We start from the raw sequence: 16,912 nt of genomic DNA, 5'->3' as shown, positions 1-16,912 counted from the left end.
GAGGCGTATGGACCTGGATCCGCTCTGGTACAAAAAGGCGCTCATCTACGAGCTGCACATCCGCGCATTCAACGACTCGAACGGGGACGGCCACGGGGACATCCCGGGCCTGATTGAGAAGCTGCCGTACCTGCAGGAGCTGGGCGTGGACTGCATCTGGCTCCTGCCGCACTACCCGTCCCCGCTGCGCGATGACGGCTACGACATCGCGGACTACTACGGCATCCACCCGGACTACGGCACGCTGGCGGACTTCCAGCGGCTGGTGGAGGAGGCCCACAAGCGCGGCCTGCGCATCCTCACCGAGCTGGTGGTGAACCACACCAGCGACCAGCACCCCTGGTTCCAGGAGGCGCGGCGCGACCCCAAGAGCCCCAAGCGCAACTGGTACGTCTGGAGCGACACCGACGAGCAGTACAAGGGCGCGCGCATCATCTTCACCGACACCGAGCGCTCCAACTGGACGTGGGATCCGGTGGCCAAGCAGTACTTCTGGCACCGCTTCTTCAGCCACCAGCCGGACTTGAACTACGACAACCCCGAAGTGCAGGAAGCCATGCTGGACGTGATGCGCTTCTGGCTCAACATGGGCGTGGACGGGTTCCGCTGCGACGCCGTGCCCTACCTCTTCGAGCGCGAGGGCACCAACTGCGAGAACCTTCCGGAGACGCACGCGTTCTTGAAGCGCCTGCGAAAGACGATCGACTCCGAGTACCAGGGCAAGGTGCTGCTCGCGGAGGCCAACCAGTGGCCCGCCGACGTGCGCGTGTACTTCGGCGAGGGCGACGAGTTCCACATGGGCTTCCACTTCCCGGTGATGCCCCGCCTCTTCATGGCGGTGCGCCGCGAGGACCGCACGCCCATCGTGGAAATCATGCAGCAGACGCCGGACATCCCGGACAACTGCCAGTGGGCCATCTTCCTGCGCAACCACGATGAGCTGACGCTGGAGATGGTGACGGACGAGGACCGGGACTACATGTACCGGGAGTACGCCACCGATCCGCGCATGCGCATCAACCTGGGCATCCGCCGCCGGCTGGCGCCGCTGATGGACAACGGCCGCCGCCGCATCGAATTGATGCACAGCCTGCTGTTCACCCTGCCCGGCACGCCGGTCCTCTACTACGGGGACGAGATCGGCATGGGCGACAACATCTACCTGGGCGACCGCAACGGCGTGCGCACGCCCATGCAGTGGACGGGCGACCGCAACGCGGGCTTCAGCCGCGCGGACTACGCGCGCCTCTTCGCGCCCGTCATCGCGGACCCCGTCTACGGCTACCAGTCCATCAACGTGGAGGCGCAGGACCGGCAGAAGTCCAGCCTGCTCCAGTGGGTGAAGCGGATGATCCGCATCCGCCAGCGCTACCCCGTGTTCGCCATGGGCACGCTGAAGTTCCTCGCCACGGAGAACCGCAAGGTGCTGGCCTTCGTGCGCGAGTGGCAGGGCCAGTCCGTGCTGGTCATCTGCAACCTGTCGCGCTTCGCGCAGCCGGCCGTGCTGGACCTGCGGGAATTGGCCGGCGCGGTGCCCGTGGAGCTGATTGGCGAGACGGCGTTCCCCCGCATCAGCGACCTGCCCTACCAGCTGTCGATGGGGCCCTACATGTTCCTGTGGTTCCGGTTGGACAAGCCAATGCCGGGGAAGGAGTAACCGCCAGTGACACTCTTGGACCTGACTAAGCTGCCCGACTTCCTCAAGGCCCAGCGCTGGTTCGCCGGCAAGGCGTGGCCCATCAAGAGCGTCAGCGTGGTGGACCACGTGCCCCTGGAACTGGGCACGTGTTCGTTCACGCTCGCCATCGTGGAGGTGGTGTACGAGCTGGGCCAGCCGGAGCGCTACCAGATCCTGGCGCGCCAGGGCCCGGACGGCCTCTCCAGCGCGCTGGAGGACGACGACTGCGTGCGCGCCCTCTTCAACCTCGCGCGCGAGGGCCGGGAGATGCCCTCCGGCTCCGGCCGCCTGGTGGGCGAGTGGATCGCCTCCACGGACAGCGGGGTCGCCCTGCCGGATCCCCTGCCGGTGCGACGGCTCAACGTGGAGCAGAGCAACACGTCGCTGGTGCTGGGCGAGCGGGTCATCATCAAGATCATCCGCAAGCTCGAGGCGGGCGTGAACCCCGAGTACGAGGTGGGCCGCTTCCTCGCGACGAAGACGTCGTTCCGCGCGACGCCGCAGCTGCTGGGCGCGCTCAACCTGCAGGGGCCCGCGGGCGCGACGCTGGGCCTGGCGCACCGCTTCGTGCCGGACGCCGTGGACGGCTGGAAGTACACGCTGGACCGGCTGCGCCAGCAGAAGGCCCTGGGTGACGCGTTCCTCCAGGACATGCGCGACCTGGGCGCCCGGCTGGGAGCGCTGCACCAGGCGTTCGCCTCCGCGGGGCCGGACGACCTGGCGTTCTCCCCGGAGCCGCTGCTCTTGGAAGACCTGCAGCGCTGGAGCGCGTCCATCGTGGGCGAGCTGGGTGTCACGCTGGCGGACGCCGGGCGGCTGCACGCGGACCTGGAGGGCCGGCGCGAGGGGCTCATCGCGTACGCGAAGAAGCTGGCGCACGTGGCGCCCTCCGGCCAGAAGATCCGCATCCACGGCGACCTGCACCTGGGCCAGGTGCTGCGCTCGGAGAACCAGTGGCTGTTCTTCGACTTCGAGGGCGAGCCGTCGCGGTCCTTCACCGCGCGCCGGGAGAAGTACAGCGCGCTGCGCGACGTGGCGGGGATGATCCGCTCGTTCGACTACGCGGAGGCTACCGTGGCATTGGAGGGCAGCCAGCCGCGCGGGCGCGTGGGTCCCACCCGTGACGCATTCCTGGAGGGCTACCGCACGGCGACGCGCGGGGCGCCCTTCCTGCCCGACACCGACGAGGCCTTTGACGTGATGCTGCGCGCCTTCGAATTGGAGAAGCTGTTGTACGAGGTGCGCTACGAGCTGGCGAACCGGCCCGACTGGGTGCGCATCCCCGTCGAGGCCCTGTTGCGGATGGAGGATGCCCAGTGAGGAAGCCGGCGGACAGAGCACAGGTGGACGCGGAGCTGCAACGCGTGGTGGAGCTGCGCCATCCGGAACCCCACTCGGTGCTGGGCGTGCACCCGGACGGGGACGGCATGGTCGTCCGGGCGTACCGGCCGGAGGCCGTGAACATCCACGTGCTGCCGGAGTTCGGCGGCAAGGTGCCCATGGTGCACCGCACCGGCGGCGTCTTCGAGGCGCGCATCAACGGCCGCACGGAGCCCTTCAGCTACCTGCTGGAGGTGGAGTACCCGGGCAAGAAGGTCTTCACCCTGCGCGACCCGTACAGCTTCCTGCCCACGCTGGGGGAGCTGGATCTGTACTTCGCGGGCGAGGGGCGCCACGAGCGGCTCTGGGAGCGCATGGGCGCGCACCTCATCCACCACAACGGGGTGAAGGGCGTGTCCTTCGCCGTCTGGGCGCCCACGGCGGCCAGCGTGTCGGTGGTGGGCGACTTCAACGGCTGGGACGGGCGCCTGCACAGCATGCGGCGCATGGGCTCGTCGGGCATCTGGGAGCTGTTCGTCCCGGAGGTCGGCGAGGGCACCCGCTACAAGTTCGAGATCCGCCCCGGCCATGGCGGCGGCCGGCTGCTCAAGTCGGACCCCTTCGCCTTCCGCACGGAGACGCCGCCCGCGACCGCGTCGGTGGTGCACGACCTGGATCGCTACGCGTGGGGTGACACCGCGTGGTTGGAGCAGCGCGGCCAGCAGAAGGAGGCCGCGCACCTGCCCTGGAGCGTCTACGAGGTGCACCTGGGCAGCTGGCGCCGCGTGGTGGAGGACGGCGACCGGCCCATGACGTACCGCGAGCTGGCGCCGGAGCTGGCGCGCTATGTGAAGGAGCTGGGCTTCACGCACGTGGAGATGCTGCCCGTGTCGGAGCACCCCTACGGCGGCTCCTGGGGCTACCAGGTCGGTGGCTACTACGCGCCCACGTCGCGCTTCGGGCACCCGGACGACTTCCGCTACCTGGTGGACTACCTGCACCAGGAGGGCATCGGCATCATCGTGGACTGGGTGCCGGGCCACTTCCCGCGCGACAGCCACGCGCTGGGCGACTTCGACGGCACGTCCCTCTACGAGCACGCGGATCCGCGCAAGGGAGCGCAGCCGGACTGGGGCACGCTCGTCTTCAACTTCGGCCGCAACGAGGTGCGCAACTTCCTCATCGCCAACGCGCTGTTCTGGCTGGAGGAGTACCACATCGACGGGCTGCGCGTGGACGCGGTGGCCTCCATGCTCTACCTGGACTACAGCCGCAAGCAGGGCGAGTGGATCCCCAACCGCTGGGGCGGCCGCGAGAACGAAGAGGCCATCCAGTTCCTGCGTGAGCTCAACGACACCGTGCGCCGCAAGCACCCGGGCGTCGTCGTCATCGCGGAGGAGTCCACCGCGTGGCCCAAGGTGAGCCAGCCCACGAGCGAGGGGGGCCTGGGCTTCCACTTCAAGTGGAACATGGGGTGGATGCACGACACGCTGTCGTACTTCGGCAAGGACCCCATCCACCGGCAGTACCACCACAACCAGCTCACCTTCGGCCTGCTGTACGCGTTCAGCGAGCACTTCATGCTGCCGCTGAGCCACGACGAGGTGGTGCACGGCAAGGGCAGCCTCTACAACCGCATGCCGGGCGACCCGTGGCAGAAGCGCGCCAACCTGCGCGCCCTCTTCGCGTGGATGTGGGCCCACCCGGGCAAGAAGCTGCTCTTCATGGGCGGCGAGTTCGGCCAGCCGGCGGAGTGGAACCACGACCGCAGCCTGGACTGGCACCTGCTCCACGATGCGGGCCACAAGGGCATCCAGAAGCTCGTGTCGGACCTGAACCGCGTCTACCGCGAGCTGCCCGCGCTGCACGACGCGGACAGCGAGCCGGTGGGCTTCCAGTGGCTCCAGCCGGACGCCTCCGCGGCGAACGTGCTGGCCTTCGTGCGCCGCTCCCGCAAGCCCGGGCGTCACGTGGTCTGCGTGGCCAACCTGTCGCCGGTGCCGCGCGAGAACTACCGCGTGGGCTTCCCGCTCCACGGCCGCTACGTGGAGCTGCTCAACAGCGACGCGGGTGAGTACGGCGGCAGCGGCCTGGGCAACCAGGGCCAGGTGCACACCGAGCCCACCGGCTGGGACGGCCAGCCGGCGTCGGTGGCGCTCACCCTGCCCCCGCTGTCGGTGGTGTGGTTCACGCCGGGATGACGGAAAGGGGGACGGGCCCTGACGTCGTGAAGCCCGGGCCGCCCTGCCCTGCCCTGGAGCTGCCTACCTCTCCGCTTCATCCGGGACGAGCACGGTCTTCAACCGCTCCAGGATCGCCTCCGGGACGTCGATGAAGGACAGCCCAATCTCGAAGCGCGCCACCGCGTCCTTGGGGAGCTTGATGGCCCAGACGATGCGCGCCGTACATTCCAGCGAGCTGCCGTCCGGCATGAACAGCTCCAGGTCCAGGCGGCTGCCGACGTCCTGCGGCTCGTCGGAGTAGATGCGCGCGCCCCCGAGACTGACATCGAGCACCTGCTTCTTCTCGCCCAGCTTCATCCGCGCGGGGCGCGAATACAGCGGGGCGTGCAGCCGGGGAAAGGCTCGGCGATCGATGTGGGAGGTCATCTGGTTCGTCACAATTTGTCATCCTAGCGTGACTGTCACGAAACGGCACATCGCCCTCCCAGGCGAGCAGGCTACCCAGGGGGTGGGATGGAGCCCATCCCCGGGTGTGGAGTCACCCGTTGAGACCGGGCGTATCCCGAGCCAGCTCGTCGCAGATGAGCCCCTGGATGCGGAAGGCCAGCCGCGCCTCCTGAACGATCTCCTGGGCGTCATGCTCGCCGAGCGCCACCTCATCCAGCCGGGCGGAGAGCCGGGATTGGAAGGCGTGCAGCTCTCCCGCGGCCACCGCGTTGTAGAAGGCCGTGCCCCGCCCGCCATCCAGCTCGAAGGCCTGGGCGATGAGCTGCGCGCGCTGGGGCGAGCTGTACAGGTCCTGCACGCACCGGGCGTAGGCGTGCGCGATGAGCAGATGGGGCGCCTCCCGGGCGACCTCGTGGATGCGCTCGGCGTGCAGCCGAGTCTCCGCGCAGGCGAACGGGTGCGTGCGCGTGTCGCCGCAGAACCACTCCAGGTCCGCCAGCAGCGCCGAGGCCCGTCGCAGTTCCGGCAGCCGCAGCATCCGTGCGACGCCAGCGTCCTTCACCTCCGGCAGCACGGACTCGAAGGCCTCGTAGAGGACGTGCAGCTGGCGCAGGTGGTTCACGTAGTGACGGGCCCGCACGAACTGGCCGTAGACGCCGCCGTTCCACGAGCCGTGGAAGAGCGCCTCCAGGAAGGTGGACTGTTCGGCCTGGCGCCGCGCCATCCCCGTCCCCTCTTCCAGTCGCCGTGACAGCGGCTGGGACGACGCGGGCTCGGGCGAAGTCGCGGTCGACAGCCGCCGGTCCCTCGCGGAGCGCACGATGCCGCCCCACCGGAGCGTGCCGTGGAGGCTCACTGCTTCCACCGGTCGTCGGACGCCGCGTGGGCGTGGGTGGGGGCGGTCTCCTCGAGGTGCTGGATGGCCTCCAGCAGCGTGTGCCCCAGCGCGCGCAGGACGTCCTCCTCCAGGCGGAGCGTCACCGGGCCCACCGCCAGGTGGATGTGCCCACAACTGCACCGCGTCACTTCAGCGCACGGGCTTTGCGCCAACACCGCCCTGCAGCATCCCTGACCGAGCATCGCGATCTCCAATTGATTTTGATTATCGAAATCAAATTCATGAAGCCACAACGACCCGGCGCGGTCAAGCCCGTTTCACGCGTTTTCCGCCCAAAGACAGACATGAGACAATTAAAACATGGTCATTTCACGACAGCGATTGCCAATCAATGACAGACAATAATCATTCCAGGAGGGTCCGCCCGGCTCCGGGAAATGGATGCTCATTTGTTCATGTAGGCATGAGGGCCTGAGAGGGGCGCGAAACTGGCTGAAGATTTGTTCAGGTCCCGTTCAGGGGTGTTCAGCCCGCATTCCGGGCCCGCGAAAACTGACTGAAAATTTGTTCAGGTACCGTTCAGTCCATCCAGCCCCGGACATCCTTGAAAAACAGGGCCGATTGCGGTCGCGCCCGCTCCGAAGCGTCCGTTAGAAAAAGGGACCATGCGGCGATCCCTCCTGCTGACGACGTTCCTCGGGCTGGCGTCCTTGCAGCCTGGTTGCCGTTCCAATGAGCTGCCGCCCTCCCCTCCTCCGGCCGGCGACACGGATGCAGGCGTGGAGGACGCGGGGCTCCCGGATGCCGGCGGCGAGGTGACGACGGACGGCGGGCTTCCACCCGAGATGACGCTCCAGAAAGCGGAGGTCCAGGTCCCGGCGGACATGAAGGCAGCGCCGTTCAACGTCACGCGCACCCTGAACATCCCCAACCCGATGCAGGTGTCGCTCTACGCGCGGGTGCCGAGCGCGCGCTTCATCGCCGTGTCCCCGGAAGGCACCCTGCTCGTGTCGGTGCCGGCGCAGAACCGGGTGATGCAGGTGCGTCCGAGGCCAGGCCAGTCGCCGGAGGTGACGCAATGGGCGGGCGGACTGGGCCGGCCCCACGACATCGTCTTCCACGAGCGCGACGGCCAGGTGTGGGTGTTCGTGTCGGAGAAGAACCGCGTCACGCGCTCGCGCTGGATGGCGGGCGAGACGACGCGCGGCGCGGCGGAGGTCGTGGTCTCCGGGCTGCCGGACGCGTCGCTGCCGGAGCTGCAGGGCGCCTACGGCCACGAGCTGAAGAACATCGCCGTGGACTCGCAGCACCGCGTCTACGTGTCCATCGCGTCCACCTGCAACGTGTGCCTGAGCGACACGACGAGCGACCCGCTGCGCGGCGCCATCTACCGGTGGGACTGGGCCGGCGGCTCACGCGAGCTGTTCGCCCGGGGCCTGCGCAACGCGGAGGGGCTCGCGTGGGTGCCGGGCACCGACACGCTGTGGGTGGCGGTCAACAACCGCGACAACGTGCCCTACCCGCTCGATGACGGCACCGGCCGCTACGGCAAGGTGGTTCCGGAGTACGTGGACAACCACCCGCCGGAGGCCCTCACCTCCGTGCGCGCCGGGGGGCACTACGGCTGGCCATTCTGCAACCCCAACCCGGACTCCCCCAGCGGCCTGAAGCACATGCCCCTGGATCGCGACTACGACATGAACCGGGACGGCTCACGCGTGGACTGCGCGACCCTGGACAGGACGGACCAGGGCATCCAGGCCCACTCGGCGCCGCTGGGCCTGACGTTCTTCGACAACGCGGAGCTCACCCCGGCCTGGAAGCGCGGCGCGCTGGTCGCCTACCACGGCTCGTGGAACCGCACGGAGCGGACCGGCTACAAGGTCACCGTCTTCCCGTGGGACCTGGCGACGAACCAGCTCACGGGCGAGGTGGACCTCGTCACCGGGTTCGAGAACCAGGACCTGAGCGTGTGGGGCCGGCCGGTGGACGTGGCGCTGAACCCCAAGGGCGGCTTCTTCATCAGCGACGACTTCGCCGGGGCCATCTACCTCGTGGAGCCTGTCCGCCTGCCCTGAAGCTCAGCGCGTCTCGCCGCGACCCAGCCGCGCTACGTAGTCCGCGGGCAGCCCGGCACTCGTCGCGCCACGCACCAGCGCCTCCACGAAGCGCGGGCTCACCGGGCCGTCCATGGACGCGCGGCGGGGGTTGGTCACGAACGCGGTGGCCTCCACCTCCTGGCCGTCCACGCGCACGCGCACCATGCGCTCCACGCACATGCTCGTCACCACGCCCTCCTTGTGCTGGACGATGGGCCAGTCCTTGCCGGCGATCTTGAAGAGCCGGCCGTACACCCGGGCGCCCGGCGCGTCGGTGAGGCCCGCAACCCGGCCGCCCCACCAGCGCGAGGGGAAGTCGTAGACGAGGTCCACGTCCAGCGCCTCGGCGAGCTGCCCTTCCGGCAGCTCGAAGAAGCCGTAGCTGTGCTGCCCCTTCCACTCGTCGAAGGCGGCCCGGTCCAGGATGGTGGAGTACGCGAAGTAGAGCCGGGGCGCGTCCGCATCCGCCTGCGCGCGCGCCTTCATCACCTGGTCGTAGTGCGAATCCATGCGTGTGTGTCCTCTCCTACCGCTCGCCTACCGGTCGCCCTTGCGGCCCAGCGCACCGTCGCGGAACGCGCCCAGCACGCCCGCCACGTCCAGCCGGGAGGTCTTGATGAACAGGCGCAGTGCGCGCTCCACGTGCTCGGCCAGCGTGGCCATGCGCTCCAGCTTCCGCAGTCGCTCCGGTGAAACGCCGCCCGCGAGCTCCGCCAGCCGGCGCGCCTCGGACAGGTCCGCGCGGATGCGGGTGACGAAGGCCGCCTCTCGCTCCTCCACCACGTGCGTCACCATCCGCACCAGGTCCGTCTCCGCGGCGTAGCGCCACACGGTGTCCTGCGGCACGCGGACCCGCTGGATGACGCCCCAGCGCTCCAGGTCGCGCAGCAGCATGGAGACGCCGCCCTTCGACAGATCCAGCTCGCGCTCAATCTCACCGGCCGTCAGCGGCTCGCCGCGCAGGTACAGCAGGCCCCACACGCGGCCCTGGTTGCGCTTGAAGCCCCAGAACTCGATGACGTTGCCCACCGCCTCCACGGCGATGGCTTCATACGGGGCCAGCCGGCCGTTGTCCGGCGGTGCCACCGTGCTCTGGCTCCCGGGATCCCCCCCCGTCCACAGGTAGCCCTTCATGCAGCGCGTCCCTTCACTTGATCCGCGATGCCTTCCGACAGCTTGCGCGCCCAGCCGGCCAGCTCCGCGCCCGCCGCGCCGTCCGTGAAGGGCCCCAGCTTGTCGAGCGCCGCTTCAATCTCCGTGTTCATCCGCGCCATGGACGCCTCCACCGCGCCGGTGGCCTCGATGGCGCTGCCAATCTCCCGCGTGCGCTCCGGCGTGATGACGGAGAACGCCCACGCGTCCTTGAGCTTGCGGCGCAGCGACTCGTCGCGCGACACCGCCAGCAGGATGGGCATGGACGGCGTGCGCGAGTGCACGTCCGCGTACCGGGGCTTGCCCACGTCCGTGCCCAGGATGTCCCGGATGTCGTCGGCGATCTGGAACGCCACGCCCAGGTGCCGGCCGAACGCGTCGAAGCGCTCCACCGCCTCCGGCAGGTCCGCCAGCGTCGCGGCCGCCTTGCCGCACCAGCCGAACAGCGAACCCGTCTTGCCCTCGGCGATGTAGCGCAGCCGCGTCAGCGGCAGGTCCATGTCGCCGCGCGCCTCCACCTCCGCGATGGCCGCGCGGGTCATCTCCGAGACGACCGCCAGCCCGCTCTGCACCAGGCGCGCGTCCAAGAGCGACAGCTGCGAGAGCGCCGTGGACAGAATGAGGTCGCCGCTCATCACCGCGACGATGTTGCCCCAGCGCGCGTTCACCGTGGGGCGGCCCCGGCGGAACATGCCCGCGTCCACCACGTCGTCGTGCAGCAGGCTGGCCGAGTGGATCATCTCCGCCGCCACGCCCACGTCCACCAACCGCGACGCCGGGACTCCCACGGCGCCACCGAACAGCCGGACGAGCATGGGCCGCGCACGCTTGCCACCGGCGCCCAGGCAGAGGTGCCGGGCCGCGTCCATCAGCGTGTCACCCTTCACGTCCGGCCCGACGTCCCCGTCCGCGAGCAGGGCGATCAACCGCTGCTCCACCTGCCCCAGAAACTCCGTCAGCTCGTGAGCGACATCCATGTACGCGGTCTCCTTCCCTCGTTCATATAGTTCAAGACCGCGTGAACTGCACCTGAATCCCTCCTGCCCTCCGGGCATGCGGACAGAGCATCGAAAGCCGGGAATAAGGTCGGTTGGTGGTCGGCCGTGCGCGGGGGGTACACCGGGGGTCCGGTTGAGGGGGAATGCGACGCCGTGCGACAGGAAGAAGGTCTTCCTGAAGCAAGGGTTCGCGTGTCCCCCGCTGCCTTCCGCCGCCACCTCGTCCAGAGCTTCGCCTCCCTCGCCACCGGCGTCCCCCTCTTCCGCCCGGGCGCCTCCCTGCCCGGCTCCTCCGCGCCGCTGCTGGGCGCGCCGCCGCCTCCGGACGGCCGCCGGGGCCCGCCCGCCCAGCGGGGCCTTCGCGGGTCGCTGCGCATGTCCATCGTGGAGGGGATGTTCGCGGAGGTGTTCACCGCGTGCGCGGGCGCCACGGTGCTCACGGCGTGGGCCATCGCGCTGAAGCTGGGGCCCTTCCTCGTGGGCGTGATGACGGCGCTGCCGTTCTTCGCCCAGTTCGTGCAGTTCCCCGCCGCGTGGCTCACCCTCTGCTTCGGCCACCGGCGCGTGGCGCTCACCGCGGTGTGCCTGTCGCGGCTCGTGATGCTGCCGCTGGCGCTGCTGCCGTGGCTCAAGCTGTCGCTCCCGGAGCAGCAGCACCTGCTGCTCACCGTGGCCGGGCTGTCCGCGCTGCTGGGCGTGGTGGGCAACAACGCGTGGGTGGCGTGGATGGGGGAGCTGGTGCCGCGCGCCGTGCGGGGCCGCTTCTTCGGCAAGCGCACCGCGCTCACCACGCTGATGGGCACCGGCGCGTCGCTCAGCGCGGGCCTGCTGATGGACCGGCTGCGGAAGCTGGACGGCGTGGGGCTGGCGCTGCCGCTCCTGGCGCTGGCGGCGTGCGTGATGGGCATCATCACCACCCTGATGATGGCCGCGCAGCATGATCCCGCGCCTCCGGGCTCGTCGCCCCGGCTGGAGCTGAAGGCGGCGCTGCTGCCCTGGAAGGACGACGGCGCGCGGCGGGTGCTCCTGTACCAGGTGGCGTGGAACGCGGCGGTGGGCGTGTCCGCGCCCTTCTTCGCGCTGCACTCGCTGCAGAACCTGAAGATGACCTTCGTCATCATGGCCCTGCACGCGGCGGCGGTGGCGGGCGTGCGCGTGCTGACGGCGTCCATGTGGGGGCGCGCCATCGACAGGCTGGGCGCGCAGCCGGTGCTGATGGCGTGCTCGCTGGGGATCAGCGTCATCCCGCTCCTGTGGCTCCTGCCCTCCGCGGGGACACTGTGGCCGCTGCTCTTCGACGTGCTCCTGGCGGGCTCGCTCTGGAGCGGCCACGGCCTGGCCATCTTCGCGCTGCCCCTCACGGTGGCGCCGCGCCGGGGCCGGCCCTTCTACCTGGCGGCGTTCGCCACCGCGGGCGGCCTCGCGTACGCGGGGGCGGCGGCCCTGGGCGGGGCGCTGGCGGCACGGCTGCCGCAGCAGTTCATGCTGGGCGGCCACCTGTGGGCGAACCTGCACGTCCTCTTCGTCGTGTCGGCGGTGGCGCGCATGGGCGCGGCCTTCCTCGCGGCCCGGGTCAATGAACCCGGCGCCGCCACCGCGCGCACCGTGGGACAGGTGGTGGAGCGGCTCCTGCCCCGCCTGCGCCCCGCGCTGCGCGAGGCCCGCGCGCCGGACGTCCGGCCGTAGGCTACAGGCGGTAGTCCTTCACCATCCCGGCCACGCGCTCGGAGAGCATCTTCAGCGACACGGCGGACTCGCTGGTGGTGGAGATGCGCTTCACCGTGTCGCCCATCACCGCGTTGAGCTCGTTCACGGCGGTGAAGATCTGCTCGATGCCGGTCGCCTGCTGGTTGACCGTCTGGGAGATCTGCCGCGCGGACACCACGCTGTCGCGCACGATGGAGGACAGCTGGCGCAGCGTGTCCCCGGACGTGCGCACCTGCGCGAGCGCGGACTCCATGCGCTGCGTGCCCGCCGCGGTGATCTCCACCGTGGCGAAGATGGCGGTGCTGATGTCCGCCAGGATGCCGCGCACCTGGTTGGTGGCGCGGATGGACTGATCCGCGAGGCCGCGGATCTCCCGGGCCACCACCGCGAAGCCCTTGCCGTGCTCACCGGAGCGCGCCGCCTCGATGGCCGCGTTCACCGCGAGCAGGTGGGACTGGTCCGCCAGGTCCTTCACCGTCTCCGTGATGCCGGAGATCTGCTCGGTGCGCTCGCCCAGCGCCATGATGCGCTCGGCGATCTGCTCCACCTGCGAGCGCAGGTCCACCAGGCCGTCGATGCTGTCCGTGATGGCGCCCTCGCCCGTCTTGCCCAGGGCCTCCGCGCGCTCCGCCACGTCGATGACGGCCTCCGCCGCGCGAGACGCCACGACGGACGTCTGGCGGATCTCCTGCGCCGTCACCTGCGTCTCCTGCAGCGCGGCGGCGTGGCGCGACACCATCTCGTTCTGCCGGCCCGCGGAGTCGTTCAGGTGGTCCACCGACCCCTTGAGCATGTCCGACGACTGCTGGAGCTGCTGGAGCAGGTCCTTCACCTTGCTCACCATCAGCGTGAAGGCGCCCGCCAGCTGCCCCACCTCGTCGGTGGATTCAATGCGGACCATCTCCCGCAGGTCGCCGTGCTCCGCGATGCGCTGCGCGGCCTCCGTCAGCTGCGCGAGCGGCATCGCGACCCGGCGCGCCAGCACGATTCCCGCCACCACGAACGCCACCAGCGCCAGCAGCACCACCACGCTCACCCCCGTGGTGATGGACTTCACCTGGGCCCGCGCCGCCGAACGGTTGAGGCCCACGTGCACGCTGCCCGCGCCGTTCGTCATCCGGGAGCTCAGGTCCAACAGCTCCGCGTCCCGGACGTAGAACGTGGCGTCACCCTGCGCGCGGCTGAGCCGGTCGCGCAATTCGCGCATGGCCGAGCCGTACTCACCCGCCACCGCGCGCAGCTGCCCCGAACCGTCGAAGACGGCCACGTAGGCCACCTTCCCGCTGCGGGTCACCGGCTCCAGGAGCGGCTGGAGCGACTCCGTCTGGCCGCTCGCCATCACCCCCGACAGGGTGGAGGCGAGCGCCACCGGCAGCGCGACGCCCACCTCGCGCCCCTGGTCCTCGAAGGCGGACGACAGACGCGGGATGAGGTACCCGAAGAACAGGACCGTGAAGAACAGCGCCACCAGGAGCGGCGCCAACGAGAGCTTCTGGGACAGGGAAAGTCGCATCCGGGCGTCGGTGGCGGCCCCCTTCCACGCTGTCGCCAGCGCGCGGGGGCCACTCCAGAGGGAAATCTGGGAAACGAAGCCCCCCTGGACTATCCAGCGAGGTGCCGCATTGTGAACACCCCTGGGGAGCCCGCGCAATGGGCCCGCGCGGGTTCCGGCGTGAAAGTCAGACACCGCGCCCTGGGTAGAGGTCACCCCGGGCGTGGGTCATCCCTTCACGGACCGTCGCTTCAGCCCGCCTGGCGCTTGGGCGGGGCGCTCTCGTCCCACTTCTCCATCAGGGTGTTGGACGGGAGGGTCTCGTCCAGCAGCTTGCGCGCGGATTCGGCGCCGGAGACGGGCAGTCCCTGGGGGTTCAACAGGCCGAGCTGCACCAGCACCGTCGCCTGATCCCAGTAGATGTGCTCGTGGTAGAGCTTGTCGCCGCGGAAGTTCACGACGGCGACGAAGGGCACCTCCACGTACTTCCCGGTGGGCGGGATGCCCGGGAGCATCCAGTCCATCTCGATGTCGTGCGTGAAGCAGAAGATGAACTCGTCCACCACGCGGTCCGCACCCACGGTGCGCGACAGCGGGATCATCTTCGTGTCCTTGGGGTTCGCGTGGACGAAGTGGTTCGCGTAGAAGCGCCGCAGGTACTCCGCGCCCACGCCTCCCGTCATCACCGGGACGCTGTTGACGTACGGATGCGCCACCATCGTGGCCATCGTCGCGTCGGCGTCCCGGGCGGCGAACTCCAGCTCCGTGTGCTTGTCCCACAGCGCGGCCAGATCGTAGCGGGGCCCCATCACCCGCCGCAGCAGCGCCATGGTGCGCGTGTGGGCCATCATCTGCGAGGGCCGGTGATACGCCGGCGAGCCCTCGCGGAAGAAGCCGTGACGCACTCCCGGGTAGACGTACAGCTCCACGTCGGGGGTGACGCGCGCGCGCACCCGGGCCACCGCGGACGGGGGCACGAAGCCGTCCCACTCCGCGAAGTTGAGCACCAGCGGGGCCGCGTCCGGCCGGGCCGCCGCGAGCACGTCCTCCATCCCGGGCGCGCAGTAGGCCACCGCGCAGTCCACCTGGCCGTGCACCGCGAGCTGCGCGGCCAGCGTGCCGCCCAGACCGAAGCCCACCGCGCCCAGCTGCTTCTGGCCCTTCTTCAGGCCCGTCACCTCCGGCAGGGCCCGCGCGTACGCCACCACCGACTTGAGGTCCACCTCCTCCGGCTCCCCAAACGACGCGAGGTCCGGCACCACCACCACGTAACCCTCCTCGGCGAAGAGCTCCGCCATGTGCCGCAGGTGGGTGTTGCCCTCGAAGGCCTCCACCATCAGCACCAGCAACGCCGGACCACTGCCTGACTCGGGACGACGGACCCACGCCCTCATCGGGTCGCTTCCATCCACGGGAATCCACATCGAGTTGTCAGTCATTGTCGCGCACCCTCCCCAAAGCGGACACTGCCAGCCCGGGCACGTCGTCTCCCGGACGTCTGCGATTGTATCAGTACAGACGGGCGTCCGCGCAGACCTTGAGGGTTTTCGATGTAAGTGGATACTTGTATGCCTTTGACTGAAGTAATCAGCCGGCACTGCAACGCCCCCACCATGACGCGACGGGCCTTTTGGGCCTCAGGCGGTGAGCGACTCAGGAGGAGCCAGCTTCGCGCAGGCGGACAGGTGGCGCGCGGAGCCCAATGCCTGACGCGGAAGGCAGAGGAAGAAGGTGGTGCCTGACTCGGGGGTGGATTCGACCCTCAGCGTGCCCCCATGGGCCTGCACGATGCTGTGCGCGATGTAGAGCCCCAGGCCCAGGCTCTCCCGGCTGTCGGTGTCGACGCCGCGGCGGAAGGGCTGGAACAGCGTGTCGCGCAGGTGCGTGGGGATGGGGGCGCCATCGTTGTGCACCTCCACGTGGACGGTGTCCGCGCCCTGCTCCGAGGTGCGGATGCGCACGGGGGTGTCCTTGGGGCTGTACTTGAGTGCGTTGTCCAGGAGGTTGGCCAGCACCTGCGCCAGCCGGTCCAGATCCCACACGCCCGGCAGGCTCTCGCGGGTGAATTCGCACAGGACGGTGCGGTCCGGCTGCGCCGTGCGCAGCTCGTCCGCCACCTTGCAGCACAGCTCGTTCAGGTCGCCTTCGCCCGGCACCACCCGGATGCCTCCGCCCAGGCGGGCGCGCGTGAAGTCCAGGAGCTGATCCACGATGCGCTGGATGCGCACACCGGCCCGGGACACCCGCTCGAAGGCCAGGCGCTGACCTTCCGGCAGCACGTCGCGCGCCAGTTGCAGGCTCGCCGTGGTGAGGATGGCGGCCAGGGGAGAGCGGATGTCGTGTCCCACGATGCCCACGATCTGCTGCTCCAGCTCCGTCGCGCGCTGCAGCTCCTCCTCCACGCGCCGACGCTCCGCCAGCTCCAGCGCCTGCTGCCGCAGCTGTTCCCCGCGCAGGTACAGCTCCACGAACACCGCCACCTTCGCGCGCAGGATGTCCGGGTCCACGGGCTTGAGCAGGTAGTCCACCGCGCCGTATTCGTAGCCCCGGGTGACGTACGCCGCCTCGCGGCTGAGCGCGGTGATGAAGAGGATGGGCAGGTGCTTCGTGCGCTCGCGGGCGCGCACGAGCCGCGCCGTCTCCAGCCCGTCCAGCCCCGGCATCTGCACGTCCATCAGCACGCACGCGTACTCGTCCAGCAGCAGCGCCTTGAGCGCCTCGTCCCCTGAGCACACCGACACCACATGCTGACCGAGCGGCTCCAGGATGGCCTCCAGCGCCAACAGGTTCGCCGGCACGTCGTCCACCAGGAGCACGCGCGCGCGGCGTGCGCCGGGCGCCATGACATTGGCGGCACGGGGGGAAGGCGCGTCGGACACGGCGCTGAGCACGGGTGTCCTGGGACCGGAAGGCGTCACGATGGTCGTCACTCGGGCGGAGGGGTGGGAGCGGCTCGGGTGGCAGGCAGGGGGCTCGGCTGGGAGTTCCACTGGGATGT

The 16,912-nt window shown here is 69.8% G+C and carries 14 protein-coding genes; 5 read left to right on the top strand and 9 right to left on the bottom strand.

Going from position 1 to position 16,912, the window contains the following annotated elements; genetic code table 11:
- Positions 1 to 7 precede the first annotated feature (7 nt).
- Genes treS through glgB form a run of 3 tightly spaced genes read left to right on the top strand, consistent with a single transcriptional unit; the run spans position 8 to position 5,199 of the window.
- Entirely contained in the window at positions 8 to 1,657 is a 1,650-nt protein-coding gene (treS, locus tag D7V97_RS09145; protein ID WP_120610222.1) for a maltose alpha-D-glucosyltransferase, read from the top strand.
- 6 nt (positions 1,658 to 1,663) lie between these two features.
- The gene (locus tag D7V97_RS09140) at positions 1,664 to 2,998 is read left to right on the top strand and encodes a phosphotransferase (protein ID WP_120610221.1); all 1,335 of its coding nucleotides are present in this window, start codon (positions 1,664 to 1,666) and stop codon (positions 2,996 to 2,998) included.
- On the top strand, positions 2,995 to 5,199 hold the full coding sequence (glgB, locus tag D7V97_RS09135; RefSeq protein ID WP_120610220.1) for a 1,4-alpha-glucan branching protein GlgB: 2,205 nt from the start codon (positions 2,995 to 2,997) through the stop codon (positions 5,197 to 5,199). The genes D7V97_RS09140 and glgB overlap by 4 nt, the downstream gene beginning before the upstream one ends.
- Positions 5,200 to 5,262: 63 nt before the next feature.
- Here glgB and D7V97_RS09130 read toward each other — a convergent pair whose 3' ends face one another.
- The 3 genes from D7V97_RS09130 to D7V97_RS09120 form a co-directional block, all read right to left on the bottom strand.
- Positions 5,263 to 5,619, bottom strand: a complete 357-nt coding sequence (locus D7V97_RS09130) for a PilZ domain-containing protein (protein ID WP_233582599.1) — start codon at positions 5,617 to 5,619, stop codon at positions 5,263 to 5,265.
- A gap of 100 nt (positions 5,620 to 5,719) precedes the next feature.
- Positions 5,720 to 6,484, bottom strand: a complete 765-nt coding sequence (locus D7V97_RS09125) for a heme oxygenase (biliverdin-producing) (protein ID WP_120610219.1) — start codon at positions 6,482 to 6,484, stop codon at positions 5,720 to 5,722.
- Complete coding sequence (locus D7V97_RS09120) at positions 6,481 to 6,681, bottom strand: hypothetical protein (protein WP_147444756.1); 201 nt, start codon at positions 6,679 to 6,681, stop codon at positions 6,481 to 6,483. The genes D7V97_RS09125 and D7V97_RS09120 overlap by 4 nt, the downstream gene beginning before the upstream one ends.
- Positions 6,682 to 7,131: 450 nt before the next feature.
- Between D7V97_RS09120 and D7V97_RS09115 the strand changes: the two genes are divergently transcribed.
- Entirely contained in the window at positions 7,132 to 8,544 is a 1,413-nt protein-coding gene (locus D7V97_RS09115; RefSeq protein WP_120610217.1) for a sorbosone dehydrogenase family protein, read from the top strand.
- 3 nt (positions 8,545 to 8,547) lie between these two features.
- Here the strand turns inward: D7V97_RS09115 and D7V97_RS09110 are convergent, their stop codons facing one another.
- From D7V97_RS09110 to D7V97_RS09100, 3 genes are read right to left on the bottom strand one after another with little or no spacing between them, the layout of a single operon-like run.
- The gene (locus D7V97_RS09110) at positions 8,548 to 9,075 is read right to left on the bottom strand and encodes a gamma-glutamylcyclotransferase (RefSeq protein ID WP_120610216.1); all 528 of its coding nucleotides are present in this window, start codon (positions 9,073 to 9,075) and stop codon (positions 8,548 to 8,550) included.
- 27 nt (positions 9,076 to 9,102) lie between these two features.
- Positions 9,103 to 9,699 (bottom strand): GbsR/MarR family transcriptional regulator, encoded by a 597-nt coding sequence (locus D7V97_RS09105; protein WP_120610215.1) that lies wholly within the window; start codon positions 9,697 to 9,699, stop codon positions 9,103 to 9,105.
- The gene (locus tag D7V97_RS09100; protein ID WP_120610214.1) at positions 9,696 to 10,694 is read right to left on the bottom strand and encodes a polyprenyl synthetase family protein; all 999 of its coding nucleotides are present in this window, start codon (positions 10,692 to 10,694) and stop codon (positions 9,696 to 9,698) included. Before D7V97_RS09100 ends, D7V97_RS09105 begins: the two co-directional genes overlap by 4 nt.
- A 213-nt stretch (positions 10,695 to 10,907) precedes the next feature.
- On the opposite strand from D7V97_RS09100, the gene D7V97_RS09095 reads away from it, so the two are divergent.
- A complete protein-coding gene (locus tag D7V97_RS09095; protein ID WP_120610213.1) occupies positions 10,908 to 12,401 on the top strand; it encodes an MFS transporter in 1,494 nt (497 codons plus the stop codon).
- A 1-nt stretch (position 12,402) separates the two neighbouring features.
- On the opposite strand, the gene D7V97_RS09090 is transcribed toward D7V97_RS09095, so the two are convergent.
- From D7V97_RS09090 to D7V97_RS09080, 3 genes are all read right to left on the bottom strand, one after another.
- Complete coding sequence (locus D7V97_RS09090; protein ID WP_120610212.1) at positions 12,403 to 13,935, bottom strand: methyl-accepting chemotaxis protein; 1,533 nt, start codon at positions 13,933 to 13,935, stop codon at positions 12,403 to 12,405.
- 230 nt (positions 13,936 to 14,165) lie between these two features.
- Positions 14,166 to 15,353, bottom strand: a complete 1,188-nt coding sequence (locus tag D7V97_RS09085) for an alpha/beta fold hydrolase (protein ID WP_120610211.1) — start codon at positions 15,351 to 15,353, stop codon at positions 14,166 to 14,168.
- 198 nt (positions 15,354 to 15,551) lie between these two features.
- Positions 15,552 to 16,805 carry an ATP-binding protein gene (locus D7V97_RS09080; protein ID WP_233582598.1) on the bottom strand — a complete coding sequence of 418 codons (1,254 nt, stop codon included), beginning with the start codon at positions 16,803 to 16,805 and terminating at the stop codon, positions 15,552 to 15,554.
- Between the last annotated feature and the right edge of the window lie 107 nt (positions 16,806 to 16,912).

This window comes from Corallococcus sp. CA053C (assembly GCF_003611675.1).
Taxonomy (GTDB): domain Bacteria; phylum Myxococcota; class Myxococcia; order Myxococcales; family Myxococcaceae; genus Corallococcus.
Note: the sequence above shows the minus strand (reverse complement) of the source record. Positions and strands in the feature narration are given on the sequence as shown.